This window comes from Patescibacteria group bacterium, from assembly GCA_041653535.1.
GTDB lineage: Bacteria > Patescibacteriota > Patescibacteriia > JACRDY01 > JACRDY01 > JBAZFH01.
On the sequence record JBAZFH010000003.1, the window covers coordinates 88,945 to 107,933 of the forward strand.

General features: G+C 42.0%; 14 protein-coding genes. 10 read left to right on the forward strand and 4 right to left on the reverse strand.

From position 1 onward, the window contains the following. The first annotated feature begins 8 nt into the window (after positions 1-8). A complete protein-coding gene (locus WC310_04015) occupies positions 9-743 on the forward strand; it encodes a DUF2202 domain-containing protein (protein MFA5358953.1) in 735 nt (244 codons plus the stop codon). 55 nt (positions 744-798) lie between these two features. On the opposite strand, the gene WC310_04020 is transcribed toward WC310_04015, so the two are convergent. Next, positions 799-1,923 (reverse strand): T4 RnlA family RNA ligase, encoded by a 1,125-nt coding sequence (locus tag WC310_04020; GenBank protein MFA5358954.1) that lies wholly within the window; start codon positions 1,921-1,923, stop codon positions 799-801. 113 nt (positions 1,924-2,036) lie between these two features. After that, the gene (locus WC310_04025) at positions 2,037-2,762 is read right to left on the reverse strand and encodes a laccase domain-containing protein (protein MFA5358955.1); all 726 of its coding nucleotides are present in this window, start codon (positions 2,760-2,762) and stop codon (positions 2,037-2,039) included. Positions 2,763-2,903: 141 nt separating this feature from the next. On the opposite strand from WC310_04025, the gene WC310_04030 reads away from it, so the two are divergent. From WC310_04030 to lepA, 6 genes are all read left to right on the forward strand, one after another. After that, complete coding sequence (locus WC310_04030; GenBank protein ID MFA5358956.1) at positions 2,904-3,824, forward strand: magnesium transporter CorA family protein; 921 nt, start codon at positions 2,904-2,906, stop codon at positions 3,822-3,824. 14 nt (positions 3,825-3,838) lie between these two features. Further along, positions 3,839-4,819: a PfkB family carbohydrate kinase gene (locus WC310_04035; protein ID MFA5358957.1), complete on the forward strand. Its 981-nt coding sequence runs from the start codon at positions 3,839-3,841 to the stop codon at positions 4,817-4,819. An 11-nt stretch (positions 4,820-4,830) separates the two neighbouring features. After that, complete coding sequence (locus WC310_04040; protein MFA5358958.1) at positions 4,831-6,894, forward strand: acetate--CoA ligase family protein; 2,064 nt, start codon at positions 4,831-4,833, stop codon at positions 6,892-6,894. A gap of 14 nt (positions 6,895-6,908) precedes the next feature. Continuing rightward, entirely contained in the window at positions 6,909-8,519 is a 1,611-nt protein-coding gene (gene murJ / locus WC310_04045; GenBank protein MFA5358959.1) for a murein biosynthesis integral membrane protein MurJ, read from the forward strand. A gap of 233 nt (positions 8,520-8,752) precedes the next feature. Next, the gene (locus WC310_04050) at positions 8,753-8,983 is read left to right on the forward strand and encodes a hypothetical protein (protein MFA5358960.1); all 231 of its coding nucleotides are present in this window, start codon (positions 8,753-8,755) and stop codon (positions 8,981-8,983) included. 211 nt (positions 8,984-9,194) lie between these two features. After that, positions 9,195-10,958 (forward strand): translation elongation factor 4, encoded by a 1,764-nt coding sequence (gene lepA / locus WC310_04055; GenBank protein MFA5358961.1) that lies wholly within the window; start codon positions 9,195-9,197, stop codon positions 10,956-10,958. A gap of 81 nt (positions 10,959-11,039) precedes the next feature. Here the strand turns inward: lepA and WC310_04060 are convergent, their stop codons facing one another. After that, positions 11,040-11,516: a hypothetical protein gene (locus WC310_04060; protein MFA5358962.1), complete on the reverse strand. Its 477-nt coding sequence runs from the start codon at positions 11,514-11,516 to the stop codon at positions 11,040-11,042. Next, on the reverse strand, positions 11,516-11,719 hold the full coding sequence (locus tag WC310_04065) for a hypothetical protein (GenBank protein ID MFA5358963.1): 204 nt from the start codon (positions 11,717-11,719) through the stop codon (positions 11,516-11,518). The genes WC310_04060 and WC310_04065 overlap by 1 nt, the downstream gene beginning before the upstream one ends. 260 nt (positions 11,720-11,979) lie before the next feature. Between WC310_04065 and recJ the strand changes: the two genes are divergently transcribed. The 3 genes from recJ to WC310_04080 all read left to right on the forward strand — a co-directional run bounded on the left by recJ (position 11,980) and on the right by WC310_04080 (position 18,974). Next, the gene (gene recJ, locus WC310_04070) at positions 11,980-13,773 is read left to right on the forward strand and encodes a single-stranded-DNA-specific exonuclease RecJ (protein ID MFA5358964.1); all 1,794 of its coding nucleotides are present in this window, start codon (positions 11,980-11,982) and stop codon (positions 13,771-13,773) included. Positions 13,774-13,870: 97 nt separating this feature from the next. Further along, positions 13,871-14,281, forward strand: a complete 411-nt coding sequence (locus WC310_04075; protein MFA5358965.1) for a ribonuclease HI family protein — start codon at positions 13,871-13,873, stop codon at positions 14,279-14,281. 43 nt (positions 14,282-14,324) lie between these two features. Further along, entirely contained in the window at positions 14,325-18,974 is a 4,650-nt protein-coding gene (locus WC310_04080; protein MFA5358966.1) for a right-handed parallel beta-helix repeat-containing protein, read from the forward strand. The last annotated feature ends 15 nt before the right edge of the window (positions 18,975-18,989 follow it).

Sequence of the window (18,989 nt, forward strand, 5' to 3'; positions counted from 1 at the left end):
TTTAAAATATGAAAAAAGTATTTTTATCTTTATGGTTGCTTTTGGCGATTATTTTTTTATTTGCCGGTTGTGCTGGGCGGGGGACGGACAATCAGCAGACAGAAAGGGAGAGAATAATCGTTATTGATGATAGTGGTGCCTCGACTATAGATTTGGAATTGTTTAAAAAAATAATTAATCAAAATTCCGCCGAAGGACTTGGTGAAAAAGAAAAGACGGGACTTGTTTATCTGGCTGGCGAAGAAAAGATGCTGCGGGATTTTTTTGCTAAGATGGCGGAAAAATACCGGGAAAAACCTTTTGGTTATTTGGCAACGGCTGAAAGCGGGCATGTTGCTGCTGTTAAAATTTTATTGGAAAAATACGAACTAGCTGATCAAGCTGGGATGGACCTACCAACCGGTGAGTTTGCTGATAAAAAAATAAAAGAATTTTTTGACAAACAGACAGTAGCCGGAGAAGCTTCTGGCGAAGCGGCTTTAGTTGCTGGTTTAGAAATGATTGAATTTAATATTAAAGATATTGAACAATTTACGTTTTCTACCGCTCGACCGGATTTACGTCAGTCTTATAATTTATTGGCGCAGGTAGCCAGAAATCATCTGCGTGAATTATGGAAATCGTTGCCTGAGAAAGAAGGTGAACTGAAATATAAACCTAAATATATAAGCGAGGAGCAATTCAAGAGTATAGTTGATTCGGCGACTGAAGATATTCCGTCTTTTAGGTTAAATTTGGACTAAAGCTCTATACAAAAGAAAAACGGCCCGAAATAAATCGGGTCGTTTTGTTGATGGTTTATTTTTTGTCGTAGAACTTGATGAACTGCCGGCAGATGCCCCGGAAATAGCTGGTTCTCTCTTCGGGTGCGACCAGGGTATAGAGGGCGCGCCAGCGATCCTTCTGCGGTTTGCCGTTTCCGGTGATATCGAGAATTTCTTGCAGCATTTGTTTTGCTGACAAGTAGACTTCCTCTTCCAGAATGCCAAGCATTTTTTCCAGATTGCCGGACATATATCGCAGCATCAGATATTTGTAGTCAAGTTTGTCAGCTACCATCATGGCGATGTAGGTGGTAAACTTAAACTTGACCCGCAGACCGCTTTTAAACCGGACGACGAAACCCTCACGGTTTTTGACCGTCGGGTCTTTTATCCAGGTCTTTAGCTCCTCAATCGACTGACCATGCCACAGATCGGTCATTTCGATGTGGAATTTTTTGGCCAAAGCGGTAACTATGGGATAGCAATAGTCTTCCAATGTGACTCGATTGGTGGCGCCGATTAGGATGAACTTTTCGGCTCCAGCGTATTCGAGGAATACCTTGGTATCCGGATGGATAATCTCGACAAGCAAGCAAATGTTTCCGTCGTAGATTTTTTTCCAGCCGTGTTTGCGGGCGTACTGGCGCAGCATCTTGTTACCAAGCACCGAGCTAGCGCTGGCAAAATCACCACGGGTGGTCAGGAGCAACTGCTTTTGATACTCAAAGATGATTCCCAGATGACCGTCGTGCTTGGTTGTGGCCTCAAATGATTCATTCGGCAAGTCGGTGGTTTCCGGATGTTCACCGTAGTTGTAAAACTTGACGAAAGGTCGGGCTACCAGATTGCCGTCAGAATCAAAGATGATGCCGCGGCAAAGACGCAATGGATCGGTCCAAGCATCAGGAAAGGCAAATAGGGTGTTGTGCGCCAGGGGGCTGTAGTTTAGACCAACTAGTGGCAGGGTAGGATGAAAAAAGGCGTTGACTAAATTATTAATATTTGGCCAGCCTTTTTGGGGATTGAACCAGAAAAACTTTTCCATATCAGCCAGATGGTCTTTTTTCCACTGGTGATACGACTCTTTATCGTGGACGCCATCGGCGGTCATCTTGCGGATGAATTCGCTTAGAGACCGCACTGCTTTCCGAATTTCCATCTATATACCTCCGTAGAAAATCGGATTTTTAATGTTCGATTAATCAGAAATGTTAACATGTAAAATTATTTTTGTCAATAAAAAAAGACCTTCTTTTGAAGGTCTATGATTATTTATTCGTTAATAATGATGACGGCTCCGCGGGGATTGCCGTGTCGACGATGCGACCAGTAGTAATCGTTTGGGTCACAGACAGTACAGTCTTTACTGACTGTGGTGTGAAGCTGGTTGAAGCCGTTTTGCCATAGAAGGTGTAAGGTTAATTTTTTCAAATCAACATACACTTGGTTTTTTCTGACAGTGGAAAAATACATAGTCAATTTCGGCATGTGCGGCATGATTTTTCCGTGGAACTCGTCGACGGGAAAGGAAAGGCATCTTTTGCATATTCCTGGTAATATAGCAACGCGCGTGGTTTTGGCGTTACCCGGCCAGGCTTTGGCAAAAGATTCAATAATTCCTTTGCCGATAGTGATCCGGCTGATATGAAGTAGTCCGGTGACATTTTCTTTTTCGTCGCGAAATGCCAGGCCCAGACAGTCAGCAAGCAGGCTAACTATTACGCTTGGTCCGGCAGTTATCACCCCATCGAAAAATTTCGGAGCAGGTGATTTGCCAGCTACGTGAATGGTATCAGTATGCTGATGTGCTGGCATAAAAACCAGCGGTGGCAAGTGTTGGTATCTTGGATAGTGAATCGACTGAAGATATTCCTTGATTGATTCATTTAACCCGGCTCGATTTTCCCGAAAAGGAGAAAAATCACCGCCAGATTGTGGGCTTAAGGTTGCCCAGGTACTATTTGCTAGAGCAACCGTCCCGCCTTTTATCTGTTTCAACTTATTAGTTCCTCCGTTTGTCAAGAAACATTTTTATAATCCAGTATATTAGCAGATAGACGGAAAAAATCAAGCCCGGGTGTTTTTGGTAAATTTTCTCAAAATAGACTATAATATTAACGTTTATATTAAACAGCGGTTATGGCTATTAAAAAAATTAGCGGCAAAGTAAATTCATGGGTTTTTATTGACCAGGTCGGGGAAGACGCCGGTGATTATTTGAAAGAAAATTTTAAATTTCATCCGCTTGATCTGGAGGATGTTTTGTCTGCTCGGCAACGTCCCAAGATAGATGTTTACAGATATTATATTTTTTTAATTTGTGTCTTTCCTTATTATGACGCGCAGGAAAAGAACAAAATTAGAGGCAGGGAGGTGGATATATTTTTGACTAAAGATTGTTTAGTCACTGTTTCCAAAAAACCATTCCCTGTTTTACGGGAGATATTCGATAAGATGGATAAAGGCGACAAACTGAAAAAAATATGGCTGGGCAAAAGTCCTAGTTTTCTTTTATATAAAATTTTGGAAATATTGTTGCGCAGCTCTAATTCTTCACTGGATTATTGGTCACAAAAGCTGGCCGAGGTGGAAGACGATGTGTATGATCATGAGTTAAAAAGCGTGGCTCATGATTTAGCTAATATTCGTCGTGGGGTTTTAGCTTTACGTCGCATTCTCGAACCGCAAAAAATGACTATCAACACTTTGGTCGGGACACGCAAAGATTTTATTCCCGTTGAAATGGTAGATTATTTTGATAATATTGACGATTACGTGGAGAAAATGTGCGTGACGGTGGAAAATTTTAAAGACAGTGTCGACGGTTTGCATCTTACTAATGAATCGTTAATCTCCCAGAGAACTAACAGAACGATAAAAATATTGACAGTAATTTCTGTTGCTTTGATGCCATTGACTTTACTTTCCGGTATTTATGGTATGAACTTGTCGCGGCTGCCTTATGCCGAACAACCAGAGATGGTTTTCGGATTTTTTGGCATAGCCATTTTATTTATCATTACTTTAATATTTGTTATTTATAAAAAAGGAAGATTTTAATTATCAAATAAAATATGTTTTTACCAAAATATCAATTCGTTACCATTGGCGGGTCAACCAGAGATTTTATGTTCTATGATCCACAAGCCAATTTTATTTTTACTCCGCAAAATTTGACTCAGCCAAAAAGTTTGTGTTTCGAATATGGTTCCAAGATAGAAATTGAAAAAACCTATTTTACTTTCGGCGGCGGCGCGGCAAACGCGGCAGTCAATTTTTCTTTGCAGGGTTTTAAAACGGCGGTAATAACCGCTGTCGGTAATGATGAAAATGGTTTAGCGGTGTTGAATAATTTTAAAAAATCAGGAGTCGATATATCTTTGATGGAAAAGCATGCTGGTAAAATGACCGGCTTTTCTTTTATTTTAACAGCGGGAAGGGAAAAGGAGCACGTGATTTTTCTTTATCGCGGTGCCAATAATGATTTGGCGGCTGACGTTTTACGGGGAAGGATTAAGAGTAAATGGTATTATCTTGCTTCTTTGTCAGGAAAAAAATGGCTGGCAGTTATTGATAAGATTTTCAAACAAAAAGCGTTAGTTGCCTGGAATCCCGGAGAGCAGCAATTAAAAGCGGGGTATTCTCGGTTAAAAAAATATTTAGAGAAAACTGAAATTTTTGCTGTCAATAAAGATGAGGCTATTGAACTGGTCTTGACAGCTAAAAAATATAAAAACGCCGGCAATAGATTAAACGATATAAAATTTTTATCGAAGGCGATAAAGGCGATGGGACCCAAAATTGTCATTGTTACTAACGGACGCAAAGGTGGTTACGTTTATGATGGTAAAAATTTTTATTACCAAAAGGCTCTCAGTCGGGAGAAAGATGTTGTTGATACTACTGGGGTCGGGGATTGTTTTAATTCTACTTTTGTTGCGGGCTGGGAAAGGTTTGGCGATATCAAAAAAGCGTTGGCAGCAGCCGGTAAAAATTCGGCTTCGTTAACCACTCAGGTGGGAGCGCAGAACGGATTGCTGCGAATTATAAAATAAAAAAGCCATCTATGTTAAAAAAATTTTTTGCGCCTCGTTCAATAGCGGTAATAGGGGCGTCAAGGGAAAGAGGTAAGCTGGGTTATACCATACTTGCTAATATTTTGCGATATAAATATCGCGGTAAAGTTTATCCGGTTAATCCCGAAGCAAAAAATATTTTAGGGTTAAAATGTTATCAGTCGGTCGGCGATATCGCCGGGCAGATTGATTTAGCTGTTGTTGTTGTGCCGGCGGCAGTAGTGCCAAAAGTTTTGGAGGAATGCGGGCAAAAAAATATTTTAAGTGTGATCATCATTTCCGCTGGATTCAAGGAAGTCGGTGGTGCCGGGGCGCAGCTGGAACAAGATATCCAAGAAATAACCAAAAAATATAATATTAATCTTCTAGGACCAAACTGTCTTGGCATCCTTGATTCGGTTGATAATCTCAATGCTTCTTTTGCAGATGGTATGATTGATCGCGGCAGAATAGCTTTTTTTTCGCAGTCCGGAGCGATTTGTACCGCCATGCTTGATTGGGCAAAAAATAACAACATTGGTTTTAGTCGTTTTATCAGTTTGGGTAATAAAGCCGGAATTACCGAAAATGACTTATTGGAATTTTTAGCTAACGATAAAAATACCGATGTGATTTTGGGCTATCTGGAGGGAATCGCTGACGGTCGAAAGTTTTTGGAGATTTGTCGTAAGGTAGCTAAAAGTAAGCCAGTAATTATTTTAAAATCCGGCAGATCAAACGAGGGGCAAAAAGCGATTTCTTCGCATACCGGCAGTTTAGCCGGCAGTGATCAGGTGATTTCCGCTGCTTTTAGTGCGGCGGGAGTAATCAGAGCAAACGACCTACGCGAACTATTTAATTACGCGAAGCTTTTTCAGAGTGAGCCGTTGATAAAAGGTAGAAATATTGCCATTGTTGCCAACGCCGGCGGTCCGAGCGTGATGACCACTGATGCCATAGCGCAAAGTGTTTTACGGATGGCAAGGTTTTCTCCGGCTACGATCAATAAGCTAAAAAAGGGATTACCGGCAGCTGCAGCTTTGCATAATCCGATCGACGTAATTGGTGATGCGCGGGCAGACCGCTACGCCGTGGCGCTGGAAGCTGTTTTACAAGATAAAAATGTTAATGGAGTGATAGTATTGTTGACACCTCAGACAGTAACGGAAATATCGCAGACGGCACAGGTAGTTGTTTCTTTGGGTAAAAAATATAAAAAGCCGTTGTGTGCCAGTTTTATCGGCGGAAAAAAAGTGGCAAGCGGTGTGGATATTCTGAGGCAAGCAAATGTTCCGGTTTACGAATATCCCGAAGAGGCGGTTGATTCTTTGGCGGCGATGGAAAAATACCGACAGTGGCGAGCAAAGCCAAAAAAGATATCAGAATGGCGGGCGATTGATTTTAAAACCTGGAGTCGGATAGAAAAAGATTTGTGGTCAGATAAAGGTCAGTTAGAATGGGGTAAAACGGAAGAAATGTTGAAGGCTTACAAAATTCCTTTAGTAAAATCCGTGGTGGTTGTTGATTCGGCGACAGCGGTTAAAACTGCCAAAAAATTTGGCTATCCGATAGCAATGAAAGTGGTAGCGAAAAAATTAATTCATAAAAGCGATGCGGGAGCAGTATTGGTAAATCTAAAAAATGAAAAGGAGGTCGGCGTTGGTTTTCAAAAACTTTATAAGATTGCCAAAAAATATAAAGGTCAGATACTGGTACAACCAATGTTGCGCGACGCTAAAGAGATTATTATCGGGGTCAAGCGCGACGCGCAGTTTGGTCCAGTGATAATGTTTGGTCTTGGCGGTATTTATGTCGAGATTTTGAAAGACGTTACTTTTAGAGTGGCGCCGATTGGTCATGACGAGGCGTTGGAAATGATTGGTGATATTAAGGCGGCGAAAGTGCTTTTTGGCGTTCGCGGTCAGGGCAGTGTAGACGTTGAAAAGATCGCTGATATTTTGGTAAAATTATCGCGCCTAACGGTTGATTTTCCGCAAATAAGTGAAATTGATATTAATCCGGCGATGGCGATGCGAAAAGGGTGTCTGGTGGTTGACGCTAGGATAATGATTTAAAATGCAGTTTTTCTATGATTAAGCGCTTACTAAGCGGTGAGTCTAAAACTATTACTTCGGCGGCAATAATCATTGGCGCCGCTTCTTTGGTTTCGCGCCTGCTTGGTGTTTTGCGGGACAGAGTGCTGGCTGGAGAGTTCGGCGCGGGAGAAACTTTGGATATATATTATGCTGCCTTTCGTATTCCTGATTTGGTCTATAACCTTTTGATTCTGGGTGCGCTGTCAGCCGGGTTTATTCCGGTGTTTATTCGTTATTTTAAAAAATCTGAAGACGAAGGTTGGCGATTAGCCGCCGCGGTTTTAAATGTTGTGATTATCGGAGTGGCAATTATTTCCGCGGTTTTATTTGTTTTTACGCCTTGGTTGGTATCGCTGCTGGCTCCGGGTTTTTCCGCTGCGGCACAAGCATCTACCGTTACAATGACAAGAATAATGTTTTTATCGCCCTTATTTTTGGGTATTAGTGCGGTTTGGGGCGGAATACTGCAATCGCAAAAGAAATTTTTTGTTTATTCGCTGGCGCCGATTTTTTACAACGTCGGCATTATGATTGGCGCGCTGTTTTTTGTCACTCCGTTCGGGATCGACGCTCTTGCCTGGGGTGTAGTACTTGGCGCTTTTTTGCATATGATTGTGCAACTGCCGTCGATTTTCGGTTGCGGTTTTCGTTATCGTCCGATTCTGTCACTGCGTCATGCCGGTGTGCGGGAAATAATAGTGATGATGGTGCCGCGGGTGCTTGGTCTGGCTGTATCGCAGGTTAATCTTTTTGTCGTTAATATTATTGCTTCAATGCTAGCCGCTGGGTCAATCGCTGTTTTTAATCTGGCTAATAACCTACAGTCTTTTCCTCTAGGGATATTTGGGGTTTCTTTTGCCATTGCTGCTTTTCCGACATTGTCGGCGGCAGTAGCGGGGGAGAGTAAGGAGGAATTTGTCAAAAGTTTTTCGGTAACAGCGCGACAGATTTTGTTTTTTATCATCCCGCTTTCGGCTTTGTTTTTGGTTTTGCGCGCCCAGATTGTTCGTGCAGTACTCGGTGCCGGTTCTTTCGATTGGGAAGACACGATTTTGACTGCTGATGCTTTAGCGTTTTTTAGCGTCAGTCTTTTTGCTCAAGGCTTGATACCATTGCTAGTTAGAGGATTTTTTGCTTGGAGTAACACTATGATCCCGCTTATTGCTGGGCTAATTGGCGCCATGGTTAATATCGCTCTGGCTTGGGTGTTGGCGGCAGATTATGGCGTAGCGGGATTAGCTTTAGCTTTTTCGGTTTCGTCAATTATTCAGGTAATTATTCTTTGGCTGGCGTTACGGCATAAAACCAACGGTCTTGACGAAGTAAATATTATTTTTGCCGTGGTAAAAATTTCTCTTGCTACACTGACAATGAGTTTTACAACCCAGTATTTGAAATATGTTATCGAGCCTTATACCGGCACGGAAACCTTTATCGGTATTTTTTCTCAAGGCTTGCTTGCCGGACTGGGAGGAATACTTGTTTTTATTTTAGTCAGTTTATTTTTGCGTTCGGAGGAAATGTTGGTTTTTGCCGCGTCTTTCAAAAGACGTTTTTTACGCAAAGAGGCGGTAGAAAAGGTGGAAGAGGAGATAGAAAGCTAGGAAGTGGTAGTTGGTAGATGGTAGATGGGGATAATAATTACGAATTAAGGATCAGCGGGTGAAGAAATTAGAAATTGGAAATTAGAAATGATTTTGTTAACAATATTTTGTTTAAAATTAGCCAAATAAGGGCTATTTTTTGTTTTTACTATTGACAAGATTTATAAAATATGCTATTATATTAAGTATAAGATAAAGATTTTTTACAACAAGGGATAACAAAGGAGTCTGGAATGAAAGATGATCGCATGTTTCTCTTCATCCTCGTTGCTGTCGCCATTATTGCCGTTTGCGGGCTTATGGCCTGCGATAGCTACGTTTCCGGTGAAGGGACCGATGACGTCGCAGCCAGCGTCGAAGATTTGTTCATCAACCCCGGCGTTGAAGGCATCGACTACATTGTTCTGTCCGATGACAGCATCCAGGTTATCGGACGCACCAATGGCGACACCGCCGAAGAGTAGTTGAAAAAAATAGCCCTCAAATCCCCATCTAGGGGATGTCCCACCCAAAACCCGACAAGAGCATTCCCCGACCATCAAAGGTCAACGCTCTACCCGTCGGGTTTTTTTTATTTTGTTAAAGCATTGAAAAAGAGGGAGCAATAAGGTAGAATGGTAGCAAATCGGGATTAGCAGCTAGTCACTAGTTACTAGCTGCTAGTTACTATTTTTTATGAATAACATCCGAAATTTTTGTATTATCGCGCATATTGACCACGGTAAGTCAACTCTGGCTGACCGTCTTTTGGAAATCACTGGAACGGTCTCAATGCGGGAAATGAAAGATCAAATACTTGATCAGATGGATCTGGAGCAAGAGCGTGGTATCACTATCAAACTGCAGCCGGTCCGAATGGACTATCAGGGCTATATTTTAAATTTGATCGATACTCCTGGGCACGTGGACTTTAGCTACGAAGTGTCGCGCTCCCTGGCCGCTGTCGAGGGAGCGATATTACTTGTAGATGCTACGCAAGGAATCCAGGCGCAAACTCTAGCCAACCTCTATATGGCGCTCGAACAAAATCTGGTGATTATTCCGGCGATCAACAAAATTGATTTGCCGGCTGCCGATCCAGAGCGGGTAACAAAAGAGATTGTTAACTTGATTGGTTGTAAATCAGAGGAGGTAATCAAGGTTTCGGCTAAAACCGGCGCTGGCGTTACCGAACTTTTAGCCGCGGTGATAAAAGATGTGCCGCCACCGACTATTGTGGAAGATAAAGCGTTGCAAGCTTTGATTTTTGATTCCAAGTTTGACGAATATCGCGGCGTAGTGGCTGATATACGTCTCGTTTCCGGAGAGATTAAGCGCGGTGACAAGGCGCATTTCTTGGCTACTGGAGCGATTAGCGAAGTTTTGGAAGTTGGCGTACTGCGACCAAAGCTGGTGACTAGAGATAAACTGCTAGCCGGAGAAATCGGTTATGTGGTAACAGGATTAAAAGAAGTTGCCGAATGTCGCGTCGGTGACACGATTGGTTTTGGCGACAGCAAACCGCTTCCCGGATATAAAGAAGTAAAGCCGATGGTTTTTGCCGGAATATTTTGTAAAGAAGGTAGCGAATATCAGCAGCTGCGTGAAGGTATAGAAAAACTAAAGTTAAACGACGCGGCGCTGACTTTTGAGCCGGAAAACTCACCGGCGCTAGGGTACGGTTTTCGCTGCGGTTTTCTTGGCATGTTACATCTGGATATTGTTCATGAGCGTTTGCATCGCGAGTATGACCTTGATTTGGTTATTACTGTGCCGTCGGTAGCTTACAAAATTTTTAAAACTAATGGCGACGAGTCAACTATCAAAAGTCCGCAAGAAATGCCGGATCCGTCTTACCTCGATCACGTCGAAGAGCCGGTGATGAAAGTCGATGTGGTGACGCCAAAAGATTATCTAGGACCGATTATGGAAGTCACTCAAGGTAAGCGCGGTATTTATATTAATACAGAGTTTTTGGATGAAAAGATAGCCGTGCTGCATTACGAAATGCCCCTAGCTTCACTAATTATTGATTTTTACGATAAGCTCAAAAGCGTGTCACAAGGTTACGCTTCGTTAAACTACGACTATAAGGGTTACCAAAAAGCTGAAGTAAACAAAATGGATATACTGGTTGCCGGTGACAAGATTGAGGCACTTTCAACCATAGTTTATCACGATGAAGCACACTCAGTTGGTAAAAAAATAGTAGCTGAGCTAAAAAACGTTTTACCGCGACAAATGTTTGAGGTGAAAATTCAGGCGGCGATTGGTAGCACGATAGTTGCTTCAGACAAGATTTCCGCTATGCGTAAAGACGTTACGGCCAAGCTCTATGGCGGTGATGTGACGCGTAAACGTAAGCTACTAGAAAAACAGAAAAAGGGTAAAAAGAAAATGAAAGCTATGGGTAAAGTAGATATTCCGTCCGAGGCTTTTATGGCGGTTTTGAAGAGATAGTTGGTAGGTGGTAGTTAGTAGTTGGTAGTTAGGGAAAAGAAAAAAGAGCCGCGGGTGGCAGCTCCTTTAAATTGTTGATGGTTACATAATGTGTTGTTCGAACAGTTTACGGCGGGGGTTGTCGGGCGGCAGAGCTTCGATCTCTTTCATTGCCTTTTCGTGAGCAATGCAATCGCGCAAAAAAGTTTCGGCACCCCAGCGGTTGACTCGCAGGTGAAATCCTTCGGTTTCAGAGCCCTTTTCGCCCCAACCGAAGCGGTTGCACAGCATTACTCGTGGATCATCGGGCGGCAACAAGTCAAAATCGGCTTGAGTGATTTCTTGCAAACCTTCCTCGGGTTCATACTGGTAAGGGTAGATAGACGTTTTGCTGTCCATGTCCCTGACCACTTGTTTTGCCATCTGCGGGTCGGAGTCAAAAATGATTTCCCGCACCTTTTGCGGGTCGTAGATGGTGCGACAGAGGTCGATGTCGATTTCCAGTTTTTGGCATTCTTTTGCCAGCACCTTGCGCGGATCGTCGGGCGCCAAGGCGTCGAATTCAGTTTGAGTCAGCATTAGTGTTCCTCCTTCAACTCTTCAAGTTCGAGGTTAGATGGCGGCGGATCGACGAATTCCTGAATATGTAGGTTCAGAACGTCGGTGCTACCGCAAGCAGGGCAGGCTTCGGGCGCGGCTTCCATTTTCCTAAGATACAGTGTTTTGCCGCAATGGCGGCGACGCCAATCTGGTTCCGGTGGCGCGATACCTCTTTCTTGCATTTTTATCTCATTTTTTCAAGCTTCTTACTTCACCTTATTATTATATTGTTTATTAGTCAAGAGATATGAAATTAAAAAGAAAAAAGATACAAAAGACGATTTGGATTATAATTAATGTCTTAGTGGCGTTGTCAATGGTTTTGTGGACCGTGGCAATTGCGTTTTAAGAGGATAGGGAGTGTAGGAGAGTAGGAGGATAGGAGGGTAAATTAATGCATTTGTATTTTACCTATCCTCCTATCCTCCTAATATCATAATTTATGTCAAAAATTTGGCAAATAGCACCGCAAATGCCGGTGGAATTTAGAGATAGATTTCCGGAGATAAATCCGGTGGTTTTGCAATTGCTGTATAGTCGCGGTATCGACACTCAGGAAAAAGTAGATGAGTTTTTTAATCCCGATTACGAACAAGATTTGCATGATCCTTTTATTTTTCAAGATATGGCCAAAGCGGTAAAAAGAATATTTGCTGCTATAAAAAAAGGCGAAAAAATCGTGGTCCATGGTGACTATGACGCTGACGGAGTTACTGCCTCTACAGTAATGATGACGACACTGCGGAAAATGGTTGAGATTTTTGGTAAAAAAGAAAAAATCGATACATTGTTTGATGTTTATATTCCTCATCGGGAGAAAGAAGGCTATGGTTTTCAGATTCCCACCGCCCAATATTTTATTGATAACAAAATTGATTTGGTAATTACTGTTGACTGTGGCGTGTCGGACGCGCCGGCAGTGGAATTTTGCTCTAAGGCCGGAATAGATGTGATAGTTACTGATCATCACCAAGAGCCGGTGACCCTGCCAGCAGCTTACGCTATTATCAATCCACAGCTAGCTCGCGAGAAATATCCTTTTCGCCAGTTGGCCGGTGTCGGCGTGGCTTTTAAAGTCGCGCAAGCATTGATTGCTGAGGCTAAGAAAAAAAATGACAAAGAAAATTGGGAAGGTTTTGAAAAATGGCTGCTGGATTTGGTCGCTATCGGAACAGTGGCTGATGTTATGCCGCTGCTCGGTGAAAACCGCACTTTGGTGCGTTACGGTCTAGTGGTACTAAACAAAACGCCAAGGCTGGGGCTAAAGGCTTTGTTCAAACAAGCCGGTATCAGTGGCAACGGCGGTGTGCCGAGCAGCTTTCGTGACGATCTGCCTAAAAAGGGTTTAAATAGTTATTCGATCGCTTTTCAGATATCGCCGCGACTAAACGCCGCTGGTCGTATGGATCATGCCAATAACGCCTATGGACTACTGATGACTACTGACGAACAAGAAGCGGAAAGTATGGCTGAGCAAATCCAGAAAAGCAACTCGGCGCGGCAGACTTTGACTGAAAATATTATTTCTCAAGTGGAAAAGAATTTGGGTCAGCAAGCTTCGGCAGATGAAAAGCTGCTTATCGGTATAGGCGACAATTGGCCAACGGGAATATTGGGGTTGGTGGCCGGTCGACTTTGCGAACGGTTTTATCGACCGGTGGTAATTATTTCGCGTTTTGAAGGTAAGATAGTTGGCTCAGGCAGAGGTATTGATGGTAGTGATATTACCGTACCGCTCAAAGGTCTAGAAAAATATTTATATCGTTATGGTGGTCATGCTCAAGCTAACGGCTTTACTCTAAAACCAGAAGCTTCTCTCGAAGAATTTGTCGTTGAGTACAAAAAAGCTTTAGCTGTGCAGCTAGAAAAAGTTGAACTTATGTCTTTTCTGGAAATCGATAGCGAAGTTGATTTGGCTGATGTGAGCTGGCCGCTTTATGACGAACTGGAAAAAATGGAGCCTTTTGGCGAGGGTAATGTCCGACCTAGATTTTTGGCTACTGGTTTAGAGGTAGACTCAGTAGAGAAAATGGGCAAAGACATGAAACATTTGAAATTGTTGGTCAGGCAGAATAACGGCATGGTGCGTAAACTCATTGGTTTTGGTAAAGTGATTGATTTTGCCAGTATTAAGAAAGGTGATAAAATAGATGCCGTAATCGACGTCGGTATTAATGAATGGAATGGCAGTAGGGAGCTGCAGTTAAAAATAGCCGATTTAAAAATACATTCTTAATTTCCGGCGAAGCCGGACCCGGCTCTGCCGGGCTCGTCTATTGCTTCAGAATAGAGATAAGAAGTAGGAAGTAAGAATAAGATGATTTAAAATGCCTATGGATAAGCTAATCGTTTATACTGATGGTGGCGCTCGCGGTAATCCTGGTCCGGCAGGAATCGGCGTGGTTTTTTATAATAGCAAAAAAGAAATAGTAAAAAAGTTTGGTAAATATGTCGGTGATGATATGACTAATAATCAAGCCGAATATATAGCCGTGATAGAAGCGCTGGCAGCGGCTAAAGAACTGGGGGTTAAAGAGCTGGATTTTTTCTTGGATAGCGAATTGGTGGTCAAACAGTTAAATGGAGAATATAAAGTAAAAAATAAAGAATTAAGTTCACTGTTTGTTAAAATTTGGAACGCAACTCAAAGCTTTAGTAAGGTTAAATATCGTCATGTGCCCAGGGAAGAAAACAAGGAAGCGGATCGGCTGGTAAACGACGCGATTGACAGGGAAAAAAGATAGCCTAAAAGGCTATTTTTTGTTATAATAAAGCAAAACTAAAAACATGGAAAATGTTAACAGAAAAAAACACAATTTTCGGCTGTTTGTGATTGTTTTTATTTTTTTAAATCTTTCGATATCTTTGCTTTATATAAAAAGCGTTTCGGCTTTGCAGTATCATGGGACGAATATTACTGCCAACGAATTCTGGTCAGCGGCACAGTCGCCTCATATTGTAACGAAAGCGATAACAGTGTCTGGCGGCGCCATCCTCACGATTGAAGCCGGTGCCACTGTTTTATTTAACAGCGGTGCTTCTTTGACTATTGATAGCGCCAAACTTATTGCCATAGGCGCATCTGGTCAGGAGATTACGTTTTCCGCAAACAGCGTGTTACCAACTCCGGGAAGCTGGAACGGTATATATTTGCGGTCCGGGACTTATACGCTAGATTCTTCAATTCTTGAGCGTGTAATTATCGAATATGCCACAGACGGGTTGTCGATGGAAAATTATTTTTATGTTATTAACGCCCACGAAATACGCGATTCAGAAGTGAGAAACAACAAAAATAACGGCATTAGAATTTTAGCGGGTTATTTTTGGAATAGCGATACTTTAAACCAAGCCAAGGTTAGTAATGTTTATGTTCATGATAACGGCGATAACGGGATTTACGTTTATGCATCAGGATCGAGTTTTTTATTTAAGAGAGGAAAAATTGACGGAATAATTGAAAACAGTATTATTTCCAATAATGCAAAAAACGGCATTTATCTTAACGACGGACAGTGCAGTTCCGATGTTAAACTAAATATTACCGGTAATGTAATCGAAGACAATAATCAAGGAAATAATAGTCCCGGCACGGTTGCCGGTGTTTATCAGACAGAGAGTCGTTGTACTTCCGAAGAAAATAGCGAAATAACTATTAGTGGTAATACCATCCAAAACAACAATAGTTTAGCCATGCAAATTCATCCGCGGACTATTTTAGTTAATAATAATTTTTTGCAAAACTACACCAAAGCAGTCGATGCTTCTCAAAACGTTGTTAAAGTGATAAAAGGAACTATTTACACTAAAAATTATTCTAGCGTAAATCCCGGATCGGTTTATACCTGGAGTGGCAGCGGAGGGCATGGTAAGGAAGATGTTGTTTATTTTGTGAGCGGTTTGGTGACTATTATTAACGACAATACTTTAAATTTTGTCGAAGCGCCGATGATAAAGCTGGGTAACGGCGCTGGTTTTTTTGTTAATTCCGCAAAAATATACGCCGTAGCTCCGGCCGTTTCTGGAAAAGAAACCATTTTTACCTCAATCAATGATTCGGCGGCAGATTACGGAGGAGACACGCGTTGGGTTATTAGTTCTTCCGCCGCCCCGGCAAAAGGCGATTGGGGCTCAATCACTTTGTCGACTACCAGTTATGGTATCGATTCTTCCGTTATTGATCACGCTATTATAAAATACGGCACTAACGGCGTGGTAATTGATAATTCTTCTTTTGTTTCCAACTCTCATCAGGTTTTAAATTCCATTATCGGTGATAACAGCCAGAACGGGATAACTATCAAATGCAATTATTATTGGAATAGCGCGGTAACAAATGCGGCGGTAATAAAGGGCAATAAGATAAGTAATAACGACAGTAACGGTATTTATACCTATGGCTATGGTGCCGATGGCGGTCGCACTGCCATTATCAACGCTACTATTCAAGATAATAATATCGTCAATAGCGGCGGCAGCGGCATTCAGATTGATGACGGTGGATGCAATACCGCTACCAAGCTTAATATTAAAGGTAATATTATTGAAGGTAGTAATAATAAAAATGGCATCGCTAATGCTAAAAATTATGCGGCGATTTGGCAAGCTTCAACTCGTTGTAACCAAAATTACAGCGAAACAATCGTTGAAGGCAATACTATCCGCGGTAATAATAGTTTGGTCATGCAAATTCATCCGCGGACCGTTTTAAACGGCAACACCATACAGGATAATAATCCGAGCGCTTCCGAGATTTTTTCTCGTAATGTGGTAAAAATATTACCGGGCGGGGTAATAAAAACCACAGAGTCGGCGTTGAATTCTTATTGGTCCGGCAACGGCGACAATTCGTCGACGAATAATGTTGTTTATTTGGTGAGCGGCAATATTGAGTTTACAGGAGGTCATAATTTATATATAAATAACGCCGCGACAGTAAAATTTGTAAAAACTTTTAAATTGTCACTGTATAATAACTCCAAAATTTCTGCTTTCGGACTTGAAGCGGACAGTCAAAAAAACGTTTTCACTTCCGTAAATGATAATAGTAACAGCGCTTCCGGAGATACTACTTGGGCAGTTGATTCCTCGACTTTTCCGGTTTCGGGCGATTGGAATACCATATTTTTAGGTTTTTGTAACACCGGTGATTGTTCGGTTGTCAGTGATGCCATCGTTCGTTATGCCACTAACGGAATAACCTTAGACAGCGATAATACTCACAAGGTTTATCGCTCAGAAATTAGCAACTGTTTGGGAGTGGGAATTTTGGTGAACGCCTCTCCGACAGGAAGTATTTCCGGTATTTCTAATCGTGCGAACATAGATTCGTGTAAAATTCATAATAACAATGGTAGCGGTATAAGCGTGACTGTAAGCGGTTCAACCAAGGTAAGCAGCCTAGTTGCCGATTATACCAACAATGAAATTTATAATAACGCGGCCGACGGCATAAAAGTAAGACCGACTGATAATGGTTCTTTTTTAAGTCTTAATTTAATTAACAATAATATTCATGATAATTCTGCCAATGGTGTCAATTATAATAATACAGGCAGTGTTTCTAACAATTACGTAAACATTACTTCTTCAAAAATTATTAATAACATCGGTCACGGAGTATACGTCATTAGCAGTAAAATGAATATTACCGGCAGTGATCTTTATGGTAACCACGGAGCGGAAATATTCAACGGTTCTAGTAATTTGATTACAGCGGAAAATAATTATTGGGGCGATAACTTTGGTCCTTGGGACGAAGAAGGCGCTACCAATCCGAAAAATAAATGTCGAGTTAATCCAAATACTTTAGTTACCGATTACGTCGGTACCGGCACAACCTATAATGTAGATTATTCGCCGTGGACCGGTTTGGTCGTTCCGTCGGTTCCCGATATTGATAAAATTGACGGCATTGAAAATTTTCCAGCCGCCGGAGTATCGCTTAATCCTACTATTGAGAGTGCTATAACAGTTGATACTTCCATAGAGTATACTGATTGGAATGTTTATGATTCCGCCAATCAATTGATTTGGAGTTCTAATAACACTTTTTGTCCTTATGATGGTACGACGGGCAATGGTTTGTTTATTGTGCATGTCAATTCCAGTGAAGGTAGTTTTGTCGGGTCTTATAGCGGTGAGAGCGCGTTAGTACCAGCTACTGACTATTATGTTCGGGCGAGATACCGCAATCGTTTAGGTATTTCGACGTGGTCGGAAGAAAGACGGTTTAGAACCACTGGCGGCACGGTGGCAATTATCGAAATAGGCGGTGACGCTCCGCAGTCTTCTTATTCTCAATGGCCGCCGACAGAAATACCGCCCAGAGTTAACCAAGTAACGGATTTTCCGCCCGATTTAAAATTTGTTGCCGCCGGTACGGCTGGAGGCAAATGGTCTTTTGCCGAAATTGGCTTTTGGGATGCAGCTGACCCGGAGCAGGGTGTGGTAAATAGATGGGAGGAGACAAGCGCGACGCCAATATTTTATCCGCCGCGCAGTGTTGCTAACAAAAAGTTTATTGACGAAAAAGACTGGTATATGGTCCAATTCACTAATACTTTTGGTCAGTCTAGTCCTTATTATTTTTTCAAAAAAGAGATCTCTTGGCTAAAAACTGGTCAAGCTGATCTTTATTCTGGTAAAAATATCAATCTCAAATCTCCAACTTCAGAAGACTATAATGCCTCTTATTGCGTTTTGGCGTCCCAAGATCTGCAGTTAATTACTTTAGAAGCTAACCCACAACTTGATCCTTGCCGGACGGCGTCTTTTGATGAATTAAAATTACCGTCAAAAAATCAAAACAGAAATTATTATTATAGCGAACAGTTTGGAATTTTGGATATAAATGGAGCGATCAAAAAAGCTAGAGATGACGGTAGGTTGATAGAAGTTAGCGACGGGTGCAGTTTGAGCGGACCGACTACGCTTAATCACCAGATTCGTTATTGTCATGGTGATAGTACGATTAGCGGTTTGATCGTCCGTGACGGTTTAGTGGCTGGAGAGCGTGGCGATGGATTGATTATCGTGGACGGAGATCTGACTGTTGATGGTGATATAACGTACCAGGGCTGGAGTTTGTCTGATACAAAAAAATTAGCGTCGCTGGGCATAATCGTGTTGCGCGACCCGATTACTTCTACGGGAGGTAATATTAATATCAGTTCAAATGTACAAAATTTGGCAGGAGCTTATTATGCCGAAGGCACTGTTGATACTTGTTATAATGGATCTTCTGCCAGTTGTTCTGATAACAGATTAGTGGTTAATGGGCTACTCGCGGCAAATCAGTTTAATTTTAAACGGACTTATTCTGATTCTGGCAATAATCCCGCAGAAGAAGTTAATTATGATGGCAGAATTTTGATTAACACTCCTCCGGGTATGGACAGTTTGATTAAGGGTTTGCCCCTGTGGAGTAATCGTTAGCGGCTTGGTTTGCCA

Excerpts from the sequence above, each read along its gene's own strand:
- murJ (MFA5358959.1), top strand. The coding sequence starts at position 6,909 with ATGATTAAGCGCTTACTAAGCGGTGAGTCTAAAACTATTACTTCGGCG.
- WC310_04075 (MFA5358965.1), top strand. The coding sequence starts at position 13,871 with ATGGATAAGCTAATCGTTTATACTGATGGTGGCGCTCGCGGTAATCCT.
- WC310_04040 (MFA5358958.1), top strand. The coding sequence starts at position 4,831 with ATGTTAAAAAAATTTTTTGCGCCTCGTTCAATAGCGGTAATAGGGGCG.
- WC310_04015 (MFA5358953.1), top strand. The coding sequence starts at position 9 with ATGAAAAAAGTATTTTTATCTTTATGGTTGCTTTTGGCGATTATTTTT.
- WC310_04080 (MFA5358966.1), top strand. The coding sequence starts at position 14,325 with ATGGAAAATGTTAACAGAAAAAAACACAATTTTCGGCTGTTTGTGATT.
- WC310_04030 (MFA5358956.1), top strand. The coding sequence starts at position 2,904 with ATGGCTATTAAAAAAATTAGCGGCAAAGTAAATTCATGGGTTTTTATT.
- WC310_04050 (MFA5358960.1), top strand. The coding sequence starts at position 8,753 with ATGAAAGATGATCGCATGTTTCTCTTCATCCTCGTTGCTGTCGCCATT.
- WC310_04035 (MFA5358957.1), top strand. The coding sequence starts at position 3,839 with ATGTTTTTACCAAAATATCAATTCGTTACCATTGGCGGGTCAACCAGA.
- WC310_04020 (MFA5358954.1), bottom strand. The coding sequence starts at position 1,923 with ATGGAAATTCGGAAAGCAGTGCGGTCTCTAAGCGAATTCATCCGCAAG.
- WC310_04065 (MFA5358963.1), bottom strand. The coding sequence starts at position 11,719 with ATGCAAGAAAGAGGTATCGCGCCACCGGAACCAGATTGGCGTCGCCGC.
- recJ (MFA5358964.1), top strand. The coding sequence starts at position 11,980 with ATGTCAAAAATTTGGCAAATAGCACCGCAAATGCCGGTGGAATTTAGA.
- lepA (MFA5358961.1), top strand. The coding sequence starts at position 9,195 with ATGAATAACATCCGAAATTTTTGTATTATCGCGCATATTGACCACGGT.
- WC310_04060 (MFA5358962.1), bottom strand. The coding sequence starts at position 11,516 with ATGCTGACTCAAACTGAATTCGACGCCTTGGCGCCCGACGATCCGCGC.